This window comes from Citrobacter sp. RHB36-C18, assembly GCF_013814485.1.
In the GTDB taxonomy this organism is placed as follows: Bacteria; Pseudomonadota; Gammaproteobacteria; order Enterobacterales; family Enterobacteriaceae; genus Citrobacter; species Citrobacter braakii.
In genome coordinates, this window is sequence record NZ_CP057125.1 from 2,937,195 (window position 1) to 2,955,984 (window position 18,790).

Below are 18,790 nucleotides of genomic sequence, written 5' to 3' on the forward strand. Positions count from 1 at the left end.
CCATCGGATTGATTTAATCGTCGTTAATGGATTAGCGTTGAGTAACGCGAATTGCCATTTGCGACTGTCTCTGCACCACAACTGCTGTTTTTTGTGTACCGTACTGAGTAATATTGGCTTTATTACCAGAACCTTTCTGGATAATTACCGCCGTATTACCGTATGAACCTTGTTTAATACTCGCGTCATTGGAACTACCCGTTTGATCAATATATGCAAAGTTATATGACCCCGTCTGGTCTGTTTTCGCTCGGTTACCAGAACCTTCTTGCGAAATAACCGACAATAACTTCGAGCCCCCCTGGCGAGTATTTGCACTGTTCGCAGTGCCAACCTGACCAATAATGGCTGCCTGATTAAATGAAGACTTACTTAATTCATTTACCGCAAAGTTATATTCTGAGTTAGCTAAATCATAACTTGTAGCGGATGCAATCCCAGGCACACCCAGCATTGTAAACATCATAAATAACAACTTGTTTTTCATGTTGTCACCCTGGACCTGGTCGTACATAAGGTTAAATTATTTACCACTCAAATTATTGTTAACGTGACTTACATTTGTTAACGCCACGTTACGATGAAGAGTATGTCCGTTGAAACATTTTAAATAACTCACCCACCAGTTGTATTTTTATATCCAGATTCACCCCAAAGTACTAATTAACCGCAATTAACACCGTTATAGCTCTGGATTTTATTTCTTTTGTAACCCGATGAGTGAATTTCTATGCAGTAACAAAAAAACGCGTTTCCCGCGTTTCCTGGGCCTTGCAGACGGTAGTGGGATTGTCATCGGTACAAGTCGTGACAAGTGTCATTTTTTTCTATCTAAAATTTTTCAACTTAAAGTGAGACAAAAAAATCAAAATTCATTAGAAATCTAAAACCATCTAACTATAATTTTATTTCTTAAAATTCAATAAGATATTATAATTTGTATGATTTTTTAAATCTATGCAATAACGCTAAAATGTACAACTTTACTATCAAATCTAAACTCCACAAAAACGCAAAAATCACATTTTAATATATAAATTTACATTATGTAACATGTTTAACACTTGCTTTAAGATTTGTAATAGCTAGATTGAAATCAGTTGAAGTCCATTTGTTTTAATATTTTCACCCCGTTGGGTCGAAGTTTTATTTCTACACAGCAGTGCAACATCTGTCAGTACTTCTGGTGCCTCTATTTTAGTAGAGGCAACTGTCAGGTGTGCGACTAAAAAAGTGGAGTTTCATCATGTTTAATGAAGTCCATAGTATTCATGGTCATACATTATTGTTGATCACTAAACCATCCCTGCAGGCAACTGCGTTATTACAGCATTTAAAGCAATCGCTGGCGTTAACCGGAAAACTACATAATATTCAACGTTCTCTGGATGATATATCCTCCAGCTGCATTGTTTTACTGGATATGATGGAGGCAGATAAAAAACTGATCCATTACTGGCAAGATAATTTGAGCAGAAAAAACAACAATATAAAAACTTTATTGTTGAATACCCCAGATGATTATCCTTACCGGGATATTGAAAACTGGCCGCATATCAATGGCGTATTTTACGCAACTGAAGATGAGCAGCGTGTAGTCAGCGGTTTGCAGGGTGTGTTGCGGGGCGAATGCTACTTTTCGCAAAAGCTCGCCAGCTACCTGATCACGCATTCCGGGAACTACCGCTATAACAGCACGGAGTCGGCATTACTTACACACCGTGAAAAAGAGATCCTTAATAAACTGCGTATCGGCGCCTCAAATATTGAAATCGCGCGTTCACTATTTATTAGTGAAAATACGGTGAAAACACATCTTTATAATCTTTTCAAAAAGATAGCTGTCAAAAATCGTACGCAGGCGGTCTCGTGGGCCAATGATAACCTCAGGCGATAAAGCCATGAAACGCTATTTGACCTGGATTGTGGCAGCAAATTTGTTCCTTGCTGCCGGGAATCTACACGCGGCAGTAGAGGTGGAGGTTCCCGGACTGTTAACTGACCACACTGTCTCTTCCATTGGCCATGATTTTTACCGGGCCTTTAGTGACAAGTGGGAAAGTAAGTACACAGGAAACTTAACCATTAATGAAAGACCCAGTGCACGTTGGGGAAGTTGGATCACCATAACGGTCAATCAGGACGTTATCTTCCAGACTTTTTTATTCCCGACGAAAAGAGACTTCGACAAAATTGTGGTCTTTGCATTGGCAGAAACTGAGGAAGCATTAAATCGTCGGCAAATAGATCAAACACTATTAAGCACGAGCGATTTAGCGCGCGATGAATTCTAAAACATGATTTTGTCCGGAGGCTTTCATGCGTGTCAAACATGCAGTGGTTTTGCTCATGCTGATTTCACCATTAAGTTGGGCCGGAAATATGACGTTCCAGTTCCGCAACCCTAACTTTGGTGGTAACCCAAATAACGGCTCTTTTTTACTGAACAGCGCACAGGCGCAAAACTCGTATAAAGATCCGAGTGCCGGCGACTACGGCATTGAAACCCCAACAGCGCTGGATAACTTTACCCAGGCGATCCAGTCACAAATACTCGGTGGCTTACTTACCAATATCAATACCGGTAAGCCGGGAAGGATGGTAACCAGCGATTTTATCGTTGATATCGCCAACCGGGATGGACAACTGCAACTGAATGTCACGGACAGGAAAACGGGGAGAACGTCGACTATTGAAGTGTCGGGTTTACAAAATCAGTCGACCGATTTCTAAATTATAGCCACGAAAGGAAAAAATCATGCAGCGCTTACTTATCATGGTGGCAGTAATTTTACTCAGCGGATGTTTAACAGCCCCGCCGCAAGAAGCCGCTAAGCCGACATTAATGCCCCGAGCCCAAAGCTATAAAGACTTGACGCACCTGCCCATGCCTACAGGTAAGATATTTGTCTCGGTATACAATATTCAGGATGAGACTGGCCAGTTTAAACCTTATCCGGCAAGTAACTTCTCAACCGCCGTCCCGCAAAGCGCCACGGCGATGCTTGTCACCGCATTGAAGGATTCTCGTTGGTTCGTTCCGCTGGAACGTCAGGGATTGCAGAACTTGCTTAACGAACGAAAAATCATTCGTGCGGCTCAGGAAAACGGCACAGTTGCCATTAATAACCGGATCCCTCTGCAGTCTCTGACCGCGGCAAACATCATGGTAGAAGGGTCAATTATTGGTTATGAAAGCAACGTTAAATCGGGTGGCGTTGGTGCGCGCTATTTCGGTATTGGCGCCGATACGCAGTACCAGCTCGACCAGATAGCGGTCAACCTGCGTGTGGTTAACGTTAGTACCGGTGAAATCCTCTCATCGGTGAATACCAGCAAAACTATCTTGTCTTATGAAGTGCAGGCTGGGGTATTCCGCTTCATTGACTACCAGCGACTGTTGGAAGGTGAAATTGGCTACACCTCTAACGAACCGGTTATGCTTTGTCTGATGTCAGCAATTGAAACCGGTGTTATCTTCCTGATTAATGACGGGATTGATCGCGGATTGTGGGATTTGCAGGATAAGAAACAAGTTGATAATGACATCCTGGTTAAATACCGCCATTTGTCGGTACCTCCGGAATCCTGAGTGCTCGATACAGCATAAAAAGCGTGAGGAAAACCCTCACGCTTTTTTTATTTACTGGTCAGCGTCGACGATAGCCGATTCTCACGACGAGATGCCAACCACAATCCGCTGTTTTTCATCGCATAGCCGAATACCAGCCCCAGCGCCAGAGAAGGCACGACCAACTGCCAGTCACCCAGCCCTGCAAACGTTGCGCATGCGCCAATAAAGGTACCCGGCACAAATGAAAGCAACCATTGCTTTGCCTGAATACACATTAGAAACGCGACAATTCCCGTCATGACATAACCAATAATGTCCATATGCGGGGCAAGCGCGCTACCGTTAATAATCACCAACGCCCACACCACACCGCTTAGCAGCGTACACGCCGAGATCCACAGCCCTTTCAGCCCACCCTGTGGACAGGCAAAATAGGCCGTGCAGCCCAGAAAGCCAGCCCAACTGAGTAAACCAAGAGATACGGCCACCCATCCCCAAATCCCAGAGAGAATGCCCGTTGTGATTGCAATTGAGAGAAGTATGTTCATGCCGCGTATCTTAGCAGAAAAACGGCATGGGAATGAGATCGTGCACACAATTCATGCAATGATGTGATTTGAGTTGCAGTTTAATGAGATCTAAATCACATTTACTCTTCGGTATCTTCCTGCAATTCGTCCCACATCGCGCCAATGGCATCACGCGTTAACGGTGCCATGGTACGCCAGAACTGTGTGTTTGCGTGCGCTTCAACTTTGCCAAGGAATGTGCCACACCAGGGCAACAGGTATTCCACAAACAAGGTTTCGAGTGCTTCACTTTCATCTTCCGCAGACTGGTCTTCAAGCCATGAAGCCGCCAGCAACAGCGTGCCAATATGATCTGCAGGCGTATCTGCCAGCGGCATTCCGCGGGCAGAAAGAAAAGCACGAACATCGGATTCTTTCGCCCCTTCTACCCAGGCGCTACGATAAGGCGGCACCGCACACTCGTCGCCGACAAACAGCGCGTTGTAATCCGCAGCTAACTGAGGCATATCGCAGCTTTTCTGCAGACGAGTGAGCAGTTCGTCCTGTTCCAGCGGCCAGTTGGCAGACAGTTTACCTTCACTAATCAGGGTAAACAGAGGAACCAGTAAAGGGTCCTGCGGTTGGCGGTAAAACAGCGAGCCCAGTACACGACACAGGATAGAAAACTCGTTCATTGATATATTCCAGTTAGTAACAATTACAGTTCAGCAAATTCCGCGATCGGCTCCATGCCTCGCGATTCCAGAAACGCCAGCAGGCGTTTAGGGGTGACGTTTAAAATTCTGTCTTCCGGGAAATTTACATCATCCAGAATTTTACGGCATTCACCAAATTCACCCAGTGTGAAAGCGGTATGTGAATCCGACCCTAACGCCACCCAGCCTCCGGCATCACGCACCGCCGCAGCGACCGCGCGACAATTGTCCTCACTCCCCTTACGCGAATGCAAAAACGAGGAGTTATTGATTTCCAGTGCGACCTGGTATTTTGCCGCCGCCTGCGCAATCGCTGTGATATCCACGGGATATTTGGGATTCCCCGGATGGCTGATGATGTGCACGTGACCGCTGGCCATCGTGGCTATCATTGCCTGGGTATTGGTGTCTTTATCGTGAGGTGCAAAAACCGGCTCATGGAAGCCCGCGATGATGAGATCCAGGGAAGTAAACATCGGACCTGAACAGTCGATTTCGCCTTCAATATTCTTAATATTCGCCTCGATACCGCGCAGGATCCCTACGCCATCGACGATACGAGGCCAAATGCGCATATTAATAAAGTGCCAGTGATGAGGCGCATCCGCCATGTCCGGTCCATGATCGGTTATGGCAAACAGCTTGATGCCTTTGCGATGGGCTTCAGCGATGTAATCACTTAAAGTGCTGTAGGCGTGGGTACTGGCGACGGTATGCATATGCAGGTCAACGGGATACATAACTCTCTCCTGTAGTCATTTTCCGTCAAGGATAGCAGGTATCGTCGCCATTTATTAGCTGAAACCCGGCACTTGCCGGGTTACCATCAATATCCCCGAACGCGATCGACCTGACCCGTTACGGATTTCCCACTTTCCAGGCCCAAAATCGTACGGGAGATGTAGTCCACCGCCTCTGCCGGGCGTGTTACCGCGGCGATATGCGGCGTCATTGCCACACGCGGATGTTTCCATAGCGGGCTGGTTTCCGGCAGCGGTTCACGGCTATAGACATCCAGCATGGCACCTTTCACTTTGCCGCTGTCCAGCGATGCCAGAAGATCGTCTTCATTGAGATGAACGCCGCGCGCCAGGTTGAGCACGTAAGCGCCATCCTGCAATTGGCTGAGTAAATCAGCGTTAATAATGCCTACGGTTTCTGCCGTATTAGGCAGGAGGTTGATCAGCACGCGAGTTTGACTCAAAAACGCGCCCAGTTCCTCGGTACCGGCGAAGCTTTCCACACCAGACCAGGATTTACGCGTACGACTCCAGCAGCGTAGCGGGAACCCCCATGCTTGCAGACTTTCTGCAACTTTTGCGCCTAAAACACCAGCGCCCATGATCCCGACGCTAAACTCATCGCGAGTATATTCTGGCAACGGTTGCCATTTTGCCTGGTTTTTTAATGCCTGGTAGTCATCAAAGCGACGGAACCAGTGCAATACCTGACTAACCGCATATTCCTGCATTTGCAGGCCCATCCCCGTATCTTCCAGACGGAAAAGCGGGATCGACGCATCCAACATTTCCGGATGAGCGTTTAGTTTACTGAGAATAGAATCGACGCCCGCACCCAGCGCAAATACGGCTTTTAATTTTCGTCCGGCGAGCATTTCAACCGGAGGATGCCAGACCAGCGCGTAGTCAGCATGCGCATTATCACCTGCCTTCCACTCACGGACCCGCGCGCCAGGTATGGCCTTTGTCAGCGCATTAAGCCACCAGGTTGTATCGAATGTTGGGTGATAGAAAATTATATCCATAACGTCTCCTGAACATTGTTATGCGGAACGTACTCGCACTTATAATCATCATTTTTCGAGGGAACATCAGAGTAGCAAATTTTAGGGTGCTGGCAAAAAAAACAATTCCCGCTTATTTAAGCTGCATATTGATTGAAGTTTGTGTAAATGCACGTTTTTTTCAAAAAGTTGATTGACGCCGGAGCGGTATTTCCCTAAATTAGCGCCCGTTCCGGTAGCACAGGAACAACAATATGGTGAGGTGTCCGAGTGGCTGAAGGAGCACGCCTGGAAAGTGTGTATACGGCAACGTATCGGGGGTTCGAATCCCCCCCTCACCGCCATATTCGAGAAAGAGCTCGTACGCAAGTACGGGCTTTTTTTTCGCATGTGACCCGTCCTGAATAGCGTTAACCTGTAGGTCTGATAAGCATCGCGCTATCAAGCATCATCCCCCGCCCCGTTGCACATTATCTAAACCACTCTTATGCTGTAACTACCGCTTTCTCAAGCAATCAGGAAAATAACGGCATGTTAAACATAGAAGGAACTTTGCTTGATGAGATCATGTCGCAGGCAGACGAAGCAGGATTTATTCCGTTGAAGGTTTTCTCGCGAAAAATCCTCAAACGTACACCGAATGAAATAAATCCGTTTTTCGATCCTGACAGCCGATTCTACGAAGAGTATCAGCGAATGGTTATTTGCAACGTCAGGCATAACGTCACCATTAAAAAAACCTACACCAGCAATGGGATCTTACGAAAAGAAACTACGGAAGGTGGGATTTATAAGGATGACCTACTGACCTTTCTGGCACAAGCGCTAAAGAAAATAGACGAAAATAACCAGCTGTTTGACCAGGCCTGCGCCAACTACTGGAGCAGCAAAAGAAAGTAATCTGCTGACGTCAAATAACAAAGCCCGGTTTCCCGGGCCTTGAAGACGGAGTACTTATCAGTTGTAAGCATTGAGCGTCCGCTGACAGAGTGCCGAACGGACGCAATCGTCTTTATTGAAACGAACAATCCCAACCATATCATCTTCTTCGAAACGGGCCAGCGCATCGCTTAGCCCTGAGCGAACGTGGGCGGGTAGATCGCACTGGGTCACATCCCCGTTCACAATCACCGTCACATTCTCCCCGAGGCGAGTCAAAAACATCTTCATCTGTGCTGCAGTAACATTCTGAGCCTCGTCAAGAATGACCACTGCATTTTCAAATGTGCGTCCACGCATATAGGCGAATGGCGCGATTTCCACCTTACCAATCTCAGGCCGCAGGCAATATTGCATGAAGGAGGCGCCCAGACGTTTCACCAGCACGTCATACACTGGACGAAAATAAGGCGCAAACTTCTCGGAAACATCTCCAGGTAAGAAGCCGAGGTCTTCATCAGCTTGCAGAACTGGACGGGTTACAATGATCCTGTCCACGTCTTTGTGGATCAGGGCCTCTGCTGCTTTTGCCGCGCTGATCCAGGTTTTACCACACCCGGCTTCACCGGTAGCGAAGATCAGCTGTTTACTCTCGATAGCATTCAGGTACTGGGCCTGAGCTTCATTCCGCGCCGTGATTGGCGTGGCGTCGCGACTATCACGCGCCATACCAATCGCTTCTACGCCGCCCATCTGCACAAGCGAGGTGACCGATTCATCTTCACGTTGTTTATGGCTACGCGAATCCCGCCTCAGCACACGTTTTGCTTCACGACGAGCTTTGATCACTGCTTTTTGTCTTCCCATGGATAGCACCTTGAGTTGTAGGTATACATCACACGCGCCGTTGGCGGCACGATTATGCGCACGAACATCTGAGGGTTGGCTTCCTTGTAAGCCATTGCTTGCTTTCGGATAAGACGCCACACACGGCTACGCGCACCGTACAAGGTGTCAGTTACGAAGATAAGAAGTGAAAGGGAGAGAGATTTGGCGGTGACGAGGTGGCTACCGGAAGAGAAACGTCCGCGTAACGTACTGCAGCTACTGTGAAAAATGTGTCCAATACAGGACTTTTCCATCGCGATCTCCATAGTGAACGACTATCACCGCCGGGAACTACCGCTGTTTCTTATAATTACATCATAATCTTTCGTTAATGCAACAATATTTTTACTTGTCGTTAACTTAAATTCTATCTAATCACCAGAGACAGTCTCTTGCAGAGAGATGACAGAATTATTTCAGTCTCGTACCGATCATAAAAAATAATTTGTTCATTCATACAGATGTCAGGAAAAGCCCCGCTGTACAACGGGGCGTAATCATCAGGCTTCGAGTAGAGATTGTCCCAGATATTGATCTGCGGTTTTGACACCCGGCAAAGCAAAGAAGTAGCCCCCACCAATTGGTTTGACATACTCTTCCAGCGCTTCACCGTTGAGGCGTTTCTGCACAGCCAAAAAGCCTTTTTCCAGATCGTGTTGATAGCAGACAAACAACAGTCCCATATCCAGTTGACCGGATGGGGTCACACCGAGCGAATAGCTGTAGCCACGGCGCATCATCAGGCTGGAGTCGGTCTCTTTCGTGCGCGGATTCGCCAGGCGGATATGACTGTCGAGCGCAATCACCTCACCCTCGGGATCGCTGGCATAGTCAGGCACATCATGCTCGTGCTGCATACCCAGCGGCGCGCCGGTGTGTTTATCTCGACCAAATATCGTTTGCTGCTCTTTCAGCGGCGTACGATCCCAGAACTCGACGCGAAACTGAATGAGCCTGACGGCCTGATAACTACCACCTTGCGCCCAGACAGGTTCGCCCTGCCCGTCCGTAACCCACACCACGTCTTGCATCAACTTCGCATCCGTCGCGTCCGGATTCGCGGTGCCATCCTTAAAGCCAAGCAAGTTGACCGGGGTCTCTTTGCCTTTGCTGCGCGCGGCATGGTCGGAAATAAACCCTTCACGTTTCCAGCGCACGCTAAGGAGATCGGGCGTATGTTTAATGATATCGCGCAGCGCATGGATAACGGTGTCCTGCGTGTTGGCACAAATCTGCAGCAGCAAATCACCATGGCACAGCGCCGCATCCAGCGAATCATTCGGGAAGCGGGTCATTTTTTGCAGCTTTTTCGGCATCTGCGATTTCAGGCCATAACGTTCATCAAATAGCGAGGCGCCGACTGACAACGTCATCGTCAGGTTGTCTGGCGCAATGTATGCGCCGAGGATACCGGAATCCATAGGGGGTAAACGCGGGTTCGGCGTATCCGGCGCCGGCCCGCCCGTGGTCAGAAACGCAAATCGGGTGGTCAGCAAGCGGAACAAGCGTTCCAGATCAGCCTTATCGCTGGCGAGAACATCGAACGCCACCAGCATCATCGATGCCTGCTGCGGCGTCAGGATCCCTGCCTGATGCTGACCATAAAACGGCTGCACTTCACTACGCGCATCGGGGGACAGCGTTCCCGGCGCGCTTTGTGGTTTTTGCGCGTGGGCAACCGGACATCCACCCGCCAGCGCCAGCGCCCCACCCAGGGCGCCCATCCCTTTCAGTAAACGTCGGCGTGAAGGTTCGCTCACGCCGTTTTCATTATCGTGCTGCATTTTGCTTAATCCAGACCCAGAACACCGCGTAATTGCGACAAGTCTTCCGCCAGCGTCGTGATTGGCCCTTTCAGCGCATTGCGATCGGCGTCGGTCAGTTTGTCATAGGTTTCAAAACCGTCTTTGGTACGGTACTTACTCAGAATGGTATCGACTTTTTTGAAGTTCGCATCCACCTTCGCCAACAGCTCAGCATTGGATTTTTGTAACTGAGGGCGCAGGAGATCGACGATTTTCTGCGCGCCATCGATATTGGCCTGGAAATCCCACAGATCGGTATGGCTGTAGCGATCCTCTTCTCCGCTGATTTTGCTGGCAGCGACTTCTTCAATCAGTCCTGCTGCCCCGCCAACCACTTTTGACGGTGGGAAGGCCAGCTCGCTAATACGCGTTTGCAGGTCAAGAACATCGCTGTTTAATTGGTCGGCATACTTGTCCATGCCTTTGGTGGTGTTGTCGCCGAACAACGCTTTCTCCAGACGGTGGAAGCCGGTGAATTTAGGATCGGCGGCTTTTTGCTCATAATCATCTTCACGTGCATCGATGCTGCCGTCGAGATCAGAGAACAGTTCAGCAATCGGTTCAATACGCTCATAATGCTGACGGGTTGGCGCATACAGCGATTTCGCTTTTTCCAGATCGCCAGCTTTAATCGCATCGGTGAATGCTTTGGTGCCCGCAACCAGTTGTGCAGTTTCGGCTGTCACATAGGCTTTGTATTCAGTAATCGCGCCACTTAGGCTCAGCAGAGCATCGCCCTGCGCGGCATCCGCCGTTGCGCTACCTTTTACAATTAGTTTGCCTTTCGGGTTGGTCAACAGACCGCAGGTCATATCATATTCACCAGGCTGCAGGTTAGCTGTCATTTTCTGGCTAAAGCCCGGCGCAATGTTTTCACGTTCTTCAACCACCATAACCCCTTTAAGGATCTCCCACTCCAGCGCTTTCTGGCTGTGGTTCTGGATGATGAACTGCGTTTTCCCAGCGTTAACCGTGATCGTCATCGGCTCACACTGTTTGTCGTTAACCGTGACTTTCACCTGCGGAATATCGGCGGCTTGTGCAGAAAAAGCGGAGGCAAACAGCGCGGCAATACCCAACTGCAGCGCACTACGGCGAAAATTAAACGTCATAACCTATCCCTATAAATAAGTATGTTGTAACTAAGGGGTGTTCTGCATCGCGTTTTTATCAGGGTGCGGTACGCGATGCCGTAGTGCCTGAACGCGGCGGCAGTGCAAACATAATCAATGCCGGAATCAGGTAGATAAACCAAATGGCGACTTCACTGACGCTCGGCGCTTCCTGATAGCCGAAAATACCTTCCATCAATGTGCCAAACAGCGAATGCGTCGAAAGCACACTGCTCATGTCAAACGCCACATCCTGAAAATGATTCCATAACCCGGCTTCGTGGAACGCGCGGATGGCCCCAGCGGCAAGACCCGCGGCCACCAGCAAAATGAACAGGCTGGTCCATTTGAAGAATGCCCCGAGGTTGAGGCGAATGCCGCCGAGGTAAATCAAGTAACCCAGTACCACCGCGGTGGCCAGCCCCAGCATCGCACCTAACGGTGGCCAAATGCCTACATCCTGCTGGAATGCCGCCAGCAGGAAGAACACCGATTCCAGCCCTTCACGGGCAACGGCAAAAAAGACCATCATTACCAGCGCCCAGCCGTGATGATTGCCGCGTTGCAACGCGTTATCGACAGCCTGTTCAAGCTGGACTTTGACGTTGCGCGAAACTTTACGCATCCAGAACACCATCCAGGTGAGGATCACCACGGCAATGACCGCCACGATGCCTTCAAACAGCTCCTGTTCCTTTTGCGGAAATTCACCGGTGGTTTCATTGATGAAAACGCCTAACGCCAGGCATAACGCCGCCGCCAGCAGAACACCAATCCACATCACACCAATCCATCGACCACGCTGAGTCCGTTTCAGGTAGCTGGCAATCAGGCTGACTATCAGCGCGGCCTCTAACCCTTCGCGCAACATAATAAGAAATGGAACAAACATGCGAAGAACCCTTAAACGTTATTCTCAGTCAATTGATGAAAAGAAAAGTAAATTACAGTGATAGTGATTATCATTACAGTAAAGAAAAACTCAAGCAGAATGTTTTGAGAATGATGACTTAATGTAAACAGTTAGGCGGGTAACGATTAGGGCGGTTTTGCAGCGGGGACAAATAAAAAAGCCCGCACGCGGCGGGCTTAAAGATCGAGGCGGATTACTCTGCCTGTAAACGTGATGGCGGAGCTGTGTGATAATGCGCATCAGCCTCGGCAAAACGTTGCTGCATAGCGGCTGAAGGCGCTTTACCCAACAGGCTGAAGACCACAATACCGATGCTGCCGAAAATAAAGCCTGGGATGATTTCATACAGACCCAACCAGGCAAACTGCTTCCAGACGATTACCGTCACCGCACCGATGAGCATCCCGGCCAGCGCGCCGTTACGCGTCATACGCGACCACATTACGGAGAACAGAACCACCGGACCAAACGCCGCGCCAAAGCCGGCCCAGGCGTAGCTTACCAGACCAAGCACACGGTTCTCCGGGTTCGCCGCCAGCGCGATAGACACCAGCGCCACAACCAGCACCATGATGCGACCAATCCATACCAGCTCTTTCTGGCTGGCATTTTTACGCAGGAACGCTTTATACAAGTCTTCGGTGATTGCGCTGGAACACACCAGCAGCTGGCAGCTCAGAGTCGACATCACCGCAGCGAGGATCGCAGACAGTAGAATACCGGCAATCCACGGGTTGAACAGGATTTGCGCCAGTTCAATAAACACGCGTTCGGCGTTCTGGTTAACGGCACCGGCAAGCTGTGGGTTGTTGTTAAAGTAAGCGATACCAAAGAAGCCAACGGCAACTGCACCTGCCAGACACAGGATCATCCAGGTCATACTGATGCGGCGAGCATGAACAATGCTATGGTGAGAATCAGCCGCCATAAAGCGCGCCAGAATATGCGGCTGACCGAAATAGCCTAGACCCCAGCCCATCAGGGAAATAATGGCAACAAAATTCAGCCCTTTGAACATGTCCACGTTCTCAATGCTCTTTTGTTTAATCACTTCCAGCGAATCATCAAACCCACCCACGCCAATGACTACCATTACCGGCGTCAGGATCAGGGCGAAGATCATCAGGCTGGCCTGGACGGTATCGGTCCAGCTTACCGCCAGGAAACCACCGATAAAGGTATAAATAATCGTCGCGGCCGCCCCTGCCCACAGCGCTGTTTCGTAACTCATGCCAAAGGTGCTTTCAAACAGACGCGCCCCTGCCACAATACCGGAAGCACAATAGATGGTGAAAAACAGCAGAATAACCAGCGCGGAGATAATACGCAGAATACGGCTTTTATCTTCAAAGCGACCGGTAAAGTAATCCGGTAACGTCAGCGCATTGTTATTGTATTCGGTATGCACGCGTAAACGTCCGGCCACCAGTTTCCAGTTGATCCACGCGCCCAAAATAAGGCCAATAGCGATCCAGCTTTCTGAAATCCCCGACAGGAAAATCGCGCCAGGCAGCCCCATCAGCAACCAGCCGCTCATGTCAGATGCCCCGGCGGATAACGCGGTCACGAATGGACCCAGACTGCGTCCACCCAGAATGTAATCGTCAAAGTTTTTGGTTGAACGCCATGCAATAAACCCTATCAATATCATGCCGAAAATATAGACACAGAATGTCACTAACATCGGTGTGCTAATAGCCATCAAAACTCTCCAAAATTATGTATCAGCAATGCCGTGGCTTGCCGTTTTATTACCCTGCCGGAACGTGGCAAAGATATCTATGTTTACCAGGGCGACCGTATCCTGCCGGAAGCGATGGTCATTCACAATCGATTTAACACACCATTTACATCAAATTTGATCCAGAGTAGATAGCATTTTTCTGTAGGTTGCACTCTCTCACACTTTTTTCGGTTGCACCTTTTAAAAGTGTTAACTACCGCAGAGAAAAAGATTCGGCAACTTTTATAGCCCCCGTCAAAACACTCACGTTTATTAACATTTCATTCATTTCCAAGCTTGCAAACCAAGTCACATTTAACACGGTTGCACAAAGTTGCAACATAGTGGATATTTCTCGGTAACTATCAGCCCCGTATTTCAGTACAACAGGAGTAAACGGCATGGGAACCACCACGATGGGGGTTAAGCTGGATGACGCCACTCGCGAGCGTATTAAAACAGCAGCATCACGAATCGATCGCACGCCACATTGGCTGATCAAACAAGCCATTTTTAATTATCTCGAAAGACTGGAAAATGACGACGCGCTTCCTGAACTACCGGCCCTGCTGGCGGGTGCTGCGAATGAGGGCGATGAGTCGACCACGTTGCAAAATGAAGCGCATCAGCCTTTCCTGGAATTTGCTGAACAGATCCTGCCGCAGTCAGTTTCCCGCGCGGCAATCACCGCTGCTTACCGCCGCGCCGAAACTGACGCCGTACCGATGCTGATGGAGCAGGCTCGTCTGCCGCAGCCTATCGCCGAGCAGGCGCATAAGCTGGCATACGATCTGGCAGACAAACTGCGTAACCAGAAGACCGCCAGCGGCCGCGCCGGGATGGTACAAGGTTTATTGCAGGAATTCTCCCTTTCTTCACAGGAAGGCGTCGCGCTGATGTGTCTGGCCGAAGCCTTGCTGCGTATTCCAGATAAAGCGACCCGCGATGCGTTAATCCGCGACAAGATCAGCAACGGTAACTGGCAGTCGCACATTGGCCGCAGCCCGTCTCTGTTCGTCAACGCGGCGACCTGGGGGCTGTTGTTTACCGGTCGTCTGGTTTCAACGCATAACGAAGCCAGCCTCTCACGCTCACTCAACCGTATTATCGGCAAGAGCGGTGAGCCGCTAGTGCGTAAAGGCGTCGATATGGCCATGCGCTTGATGGGCGAGCAGTTTGTCACCGGGGAGACCATCGCTGAAGCGCTGGCTAACGCGCGTAAACTGGAAGAAAAAGGCTTCCGTTACTCCTATGACATGCTGGGCGAAGCGGCCCTGACCGCCGCCGATGCACAGGCTTATATGGTTTCGTACCAGCAGGCGATCCACGCCATTGGTAAGGCCTCTAACGGGCGCGGTATCTACGAAGGGCCAGGTATTTCTATCAAGCTGTCGGCACTGCATCCGCGTTACAGCCGTGCGCAGTACGATCGCGTGATGGATGAACTCTATCCTCGTCTGAAATCGCTTACTCTGCTGGCACGTCAGTATGACATCGGCATTAATATCGACGCCGAAGAGGCTGACCGACTGGAGATCTCCCTCGATCTGCTGGAAAAACTGTGCTTTGAGCCCGAACTGGCAGGCTGGAACGGGATCGGTTTTGTTATCCAGGCCTACCAGAAGCGCTGCCCGTATGTTATCGACTATCTGATTGACCTCGCCACGCGCAGCCGCCGCCGCCTGATGATCCGTCTGGTTAAGGGCGCCTACTGGGATAGCGAAATTAAACGTGCCCAGATGGACGGTCTGGAAGGTTATCCGGTCTACACCCGTAAGGTGTACACCGACGTTTCTTACCTGGCCTGTGCGAAAAAACTGCTTGCCGTACCGAATCTGATCTACCCGCAGTTCGCCACCCACAACGCCCATACGCTGGCGGCGATTTATCAGTTAGCCGGTCAAAACTACTATCCGGGTCAGTACGAGTTCCAGTGCCTGCACGGCATGGGCGAACCGCTGTATGAGCAGGTTACCGGCAAAGTTGCGGATGGCAAACTGAACCGTCCATGCCGCATTTATGCACCGGTCGGCACGCACGAAACGCTGCTGGCGTACCTGGTGCGTCGTCTGCTAGAAAACGGCGCCAACACCTCGTTCGTCAACCGCATTGCCGACACGACACTGCCGCTGGATGAACTGGTTGCCGATCCGGTCGAGGCTGTTGAAAAACTGGCGCAGCAAGAAGGTCAGGCCGGTCTGCCGCATCCGAAGATTGCCCTGCCGCGTGACCTGTACGGTAAAGGCCGCGAAAACTCAGGCGGGCTGGATTTAGCTAACGAACATCGTCTGGCCTCGCTGTCCTCTGCCCTGCTCAACAGCGCGCTACAAAAATGGCACGCTAAACCCATTCTGGAGCACCCGGTTGCTGACGGCGAAATGACGCCAGTCGTTAACCCGGCCGAGCCGAAAGACATTGTCGGTTACGTGCGTGAGGCGACTCACGCTGAAGTGGAACAGGCGTTACAGAACGCAGCGAATAACGCACCGATCTGGTTCGCCACACCGCCACAAGAGCGCGCCGCCATTTTGCATCGTGCCGCCGTTCTGATGGAAGGTCAGATGCAGCAGTTGATTGGCATCCTGGTACGCGAAGCGGGTAAAACCTTCAGCAACGCCATTGCGGAAGTGCGCGAAGCGGTAGACTTCCTGCATTATTATGCCGGTCAGGTTCGCGATGATTTCGATAATGAAACCCATCGACCGTTAGGACCCGTGGTTTGTATCAGCCCATGGAACTTCCCGCTGGCCATTTTCACCGGGCAGATTGCCGCCGCGCTGGCGGCGGGTAACAGCGTGCTGGCGAAACCGGCGGAACAAACCCCGTTAATTGCCGCCCAGGGCATCGCTATTTTGCTCGAAGCGGGTGTACCGCCGGGCGTGGTGCAACTGTTGCCTGGTCAGGGTGAAACCGTCGGGGCTCAGCTCACTTCCGATGAGCGCGTACGCGGCGTCATGTTTACCGGCTCAACGGAAGTCGCCACGCTGTTGCAACGCAATATTGCCACCCGCCTTGATGCTCAGGGGCGTCCAATCCCGCTTATCGCCGAAACCGGTGGGATGAACGCAATGATTGTCGACTCCTCCGCGTTGACGGAACAGGTCGTGGTCGACGTTCTGGCTTCAGCGTTTGACAGCGCCGGACAGCGCTGCTCCGCGCTGCGCGTCCTGTGTCTGCAGGATGATGTAGCCGACCATACGCTGAAAATGCTACGCGGCGCGATGGCGGAATGTCGCATGGGTAATCCAGGTCGCCTGACCACCGATATTGGGCCGGTAATTGATGAAGAAGCCAAAACCAATATTGAGCGCCATATTCAGGCCATGCGCGCCAAAGGACGCCCGGTGTTTCAGGCCGTGCGCGAAAACAGCGACGATGCGCGTGAATGGCAAACCGGTACATTTATTGCTCCGACGCTGATCGAGCTGGAAAGCTTCGACGAATTACAAAAAGAGGTGTTTGGTCCGGTACTGCACGTCGTGCGCTACACCCGTAACAATCTGGGCAACCTGATTGAGCAAATTAATGCCTCCGGCTACGGCCTGACGCTGGGCGTACACACCCGTATCGATGAAACCATCGCCCAGGTCACAGGATCGGCACACGTGGGGAACCTGTACGTTAACCGCAATATGGTCGGCGCCGTCGTCGGCGTGCAGCCATTCGGTGGCGAAGGCTTGTCTGGTACCGGGCCAAAAGCAGGTGGACCGCTGTATCTGTATCGCCTGCTGGCTAACCGCCCGGAAAATGCGTTAGGCATTACGCTGGCCCGTCAGGATGCAGACTACCCGGTCGATGCGCAGCTTAAAGCTGCACTCGTTCAGCCGCTGGAAGCGCTCAGCGAATGGGCAACCGATCGACCCTCGCTGCAGGCGCTCTGCCAGCAGTTTGGCGAACTGGCGCAGGCCGGTACTCAGCGTCTGCTGCCAGGCCCCACTGGCGAGCGCAATACCTGGACGCTGTTGCCGCGTGAACGCGTACTGTGTATCGCCGATGATGAACAGGACGCGCTGGTACAGGTTGCCGCCGTGGCTTCCGTTGGTAGCTTAATCCTGTGGCCAGATGATGCGTTCCATCGTGAACTGGCAAAACGTCTGCCAGCCGCCGTCTCCGGGCGCATTCAGTTTGCCAAAGCGGACAACATCACTACGCAGCCGTTTGATGCCGTTATTTTCCACGGCGATTCCGACCAACTGCGTTCCCTGTGCGAAGCGGTAGCTGCCCGCGAAGGGGCGATTGTATCAGTCCAGGGCTTTGCCCGTGGCGAAAGCAATATTCTGCTGGAGAGGCTGTACATTGAACGCTCCCTGAGCGTCAATACCGCCGCTGCCGGGGGGAACGCCAGCCTGATGACAATCGGCTAAGGTTGTGGTTAATTAAGGCTCCGGTTAGGGGGTAATGCCTGTCAATTAAGCATTACGGCGAACATGTGATTTCGGCTCAGGGTTCCGTTCACCTCAGTGGTATCACTTTTCTGAGGCTCAGACACCCGTGAACGTGCAAGAGAGGCTCACCGCTGCCTCCCTTGCATCCCTGGCTCCCGGCGGGAAAATCGTCGCTGCGCGATTCATTCGTCTTATGCCGTCTGCCTTCGGGTCGGGGGCCGGGCCTGCGTCCCTGCAGGCCGCCCCCTCTGCCCGCATCCCTGCGGGCAGACCCGGTCAGCCGTCAACACCTCATCGATTTTCAGCCGGAACGGGGTCATCGCTGCAACGCACTGACTTCCAGTTAACTCTGTTTTGCTGTTCAGATAAAAAACGCAGGTGGCCAGGTGTGGGCTGGTCCGGCTGAAAATTGCCGACGTGTTTCCGTAAGGCCGGGAGAACCCGCAGGGATGCGGGTTCAGGGCGCGTTTTACAGGGAAGTTTCCTCGCGCCCGGCCCGGTAGCCTGGAGGAATAAACGGAGGGGACCACGAAGTGGCAATT

At 51.1% G+C, this 18,790-nt stretch carries 16 protein-coding genes and 1 tRNA gene; 7 read left to right on the top strand and 10 right to left on the bottom strand.

Annotated elements, in window-relative coordinates:
* Window positions 1–31: 31 nt before the first annotated feature.
* Window positions 32–487, bottom strand: a complete 456-nt coding sequence (gene csgB, locus HVZ52_RS14120) for a curli minor subunit CsgB (RefSeq protein ID WP_019076446.1) — start codon at window positions 485–487, stop codon at window positions 32–34.
* Window positions 488–1,246: 759 nt separating this feature from the next.
* On the opposite strand from csgB, the gene csgD reads away from it, so the two are divergent.
* From csgD to csgG, 4 genes are read left to right on the top strand one after another with little or no spacing between them, the layout of a single operon-like run.
* Window positions 1,247–1,897, top strand: coding sequence for a biofilm master transcriptional regulator CsgD (csgD, locus tag HVZ52_RS14125; RefSeq protein ID WP_003036091.1), 651 nt, complete (start codon window positions 1,247–1,249; stop codon window positions 1,895–1,897).
* Between the two features lie 4 nt (window positions 1,898–1,901).
* Window positions 1,902–2,294, top strand: coding sequence for a curli production assembly/transport protein CsgE (gene csgE / locus HVZ52_RS14130; RefSeq protein WP_016152600.1), 393 nt, complete (start codon window positions 1,902–1,904; stop codon window positions 2,292–2,294).
* Between the two features lie 25 nt (window positions 2,295–2,319).
* A complete protein-coding gene (gene csgF / locus HVZ52_RS14135) occupies window positions 2,320–2,733 on the top strand; it encodes a curli production assembly/transport protein CsgF (RefSeq protein WP_016152599.1) in 414 nt (137 codons plus the stop codon).
* Window positions 2,734–2,758: 25 nt separating this feature from the next.
* Window positions 2,759–3,592: a curli production assembly/transport protein CsgG gene (gene csgG / locus HVZ52_RS14140; protein ID WP_016152598.1), complete on the top strand. Its 834-nt coding sequence runs from the start codon at window positions 2,759–2,761 to the stop codon at window positions 3,590–3,592.
* A gap of 47 nt (window positions 3,593–3,639) precedes the next feature.
* Here csgG and HVZ52_RS14145 read toward each other — a convergent pair whose 3' ends face one another.
* The 4 genes from HVZ52_RS14145 to ghrA form a co-directional block, all read right to left on the bottom strand.
* The gene (locus HVZ52_RS14145) at window positions 3,640–4,122 is read right to left on the bottom strand and encodes a DUF1097 domain-containing protein (protein ID WP_019076445.1); all 483 of its coding nucleotides are present in this window, start codon (window positions 4,120–4,122) and stop codon (window positions 3,640–3,642) included.
* 101 nt (window positions 4,123–4,223) lie between these two features.
* The gene (locus HVZ52_RS14150; protein WP_016152596.1) at window positions 4,224–4,778 is read right to left on the bottom strand and encodes a molecular chaperone; all 555 of its coding nucleotides are present in this window, start codon (window positions 4,776–4,778) and stop codon (window positions 4,224–4,226) included.
* A gap of 23 nt (window positions 4,779–4,801) precedes the next feature.
* Window positions 4,802–5,539 carry a phosphatase gene (locus tag HVZ52_RS14155; protein ID WP_016156173.1) on the bottom strand — a complete coding sequence of 246 codons (738 nt, stop codon included), beginning with the start codon at window positions 5,537–5,539 and terminating at the stop codon, window positions 4,802–4,804.
* 86 nt (window positions 5,540–5,625) lie between these two features.
* Entirely contained in the window at window positions 5,626–6,564 is a 939-nt protein-coding gene (ghrA, locus tag HVZ52_RS14160) for a glyoxylate/hydroxypyruvate reductase GhrA (RefSeq protein WP_181598364.1), read from the bottom strand.
* A 235-nt stretch (window positions 6,565–6,799) separates the two neighbouring features.
* On the opposite strand from ghrA, the gene HVZ52_RS14165 reads away from it, so the two are divergent.
* Together HVZ52_RS14165 and HVZ52_RS14170 are read left to right on the top strand one after the other, a co-directional pair.
* A tRNA-Ser gene (locus tag HVZ52_RS14165) sits at window positions 6,800–6,887 on the top strand.
* Between the two features lie 187 nt (window positions 6,888–7,074).
* Complete coding sequence (locus HVZ52_RS14170) at window positions 7,075–7,443, top strand: hypothetical protein (protein WP_181598365.1); 369 nt, start codon at window positions 7,075–7,077, stop codon at window positions 7,441–7,443.
* Window positions 7,444–7,500: 57 nt separating this feature from the next.
* On the opposite strand, the gene phoH is transcribed toward HVZ52_RS14170, so the two are convergent.
* From phoH to putP, 5 genes are all read right to left on the bottom strand, one after another.
* A complete protein-coding gene (gene phoH / locus HVZ52_RS14175) occupies window positions 7,501–8,289 on the bottom strand; it encodes a phosphate starvation-inducible protein PhoH (RefSeq protein WP_016152592.1) in 789 nt (262 codons plus the stop codon).
* Between the two features lie 521 nt (window positions 8,290–8,810).
* Window positions 8,811–10,094, bottom strand: a complete 1,284-nt coding sequence (efeB, locus tag HVZ52_RS14180; RefSeq protein ID WP_181598366.1) for an iron uptake transporter deferrochelatase/peroxidase subunit — start codon at window positions 10,092–10,094, stop codon at window positions 8,811–8,813.
* A 5-nt stretch (window positions 10,095–10,099) separates the two neighbouring features.
* Entirely contained in the window at window positions 10,100–11,227 is a 1,128-nt protein-coding gene (gene efeO, locus HVZ52_RS14185; protein WP_016152589.1) for an iron uptake system protein EfeO, read from the bottom strand.
* Between the two features lie 58 nt (window positions 11,228–11,285).
* A complete protein-coding gene (gene efeU / locus HVZ52_RS14190; RefSeq protein ID WP_019076441.1) occupies window positions 11,286–12,119 on the bottom strand; it encodes an iron uptake transporter permease EfeU in 834 nt (277 codons plus the stop codon).
* Window positions 12,120–12,333: 214 nt separating this feature from the next.
* Window positions 12,334–13,842 (bottom strand): sodium/proline symporter PutP, encoded by a 1,509-nt coding sequence (putP, locus tag HVZ52_RS14195; protein ID WP_016152586.1) that lies wholly within the window; start codon window positions 13,840–13,842, stop codon window positions 12,334–12,336.
* A gap of 422 nt (window positions 13,843–14,264) precedes the next feature.
* Here putP and putA point away from each other — a divergent pair, with 422 nt between their 5' ends.
* Window positions 14,265–18,227: a trifunctional transcriptional regulator/proline dehydrogenase/L-glutamate gamma-semialdehyde dehydrogenase gene (putA, locus tag HVZ52_RS14200; RefSeq protein WP_016152585.1), complete on the top strand. Its 3,963-nt coding sequence runs from the start codon at window positions 14,265–14,267 to the stop codon at window positions 18,225–18,227.
* Window positions 18,228–18,790: the final 563 nt, after the last annotated feature.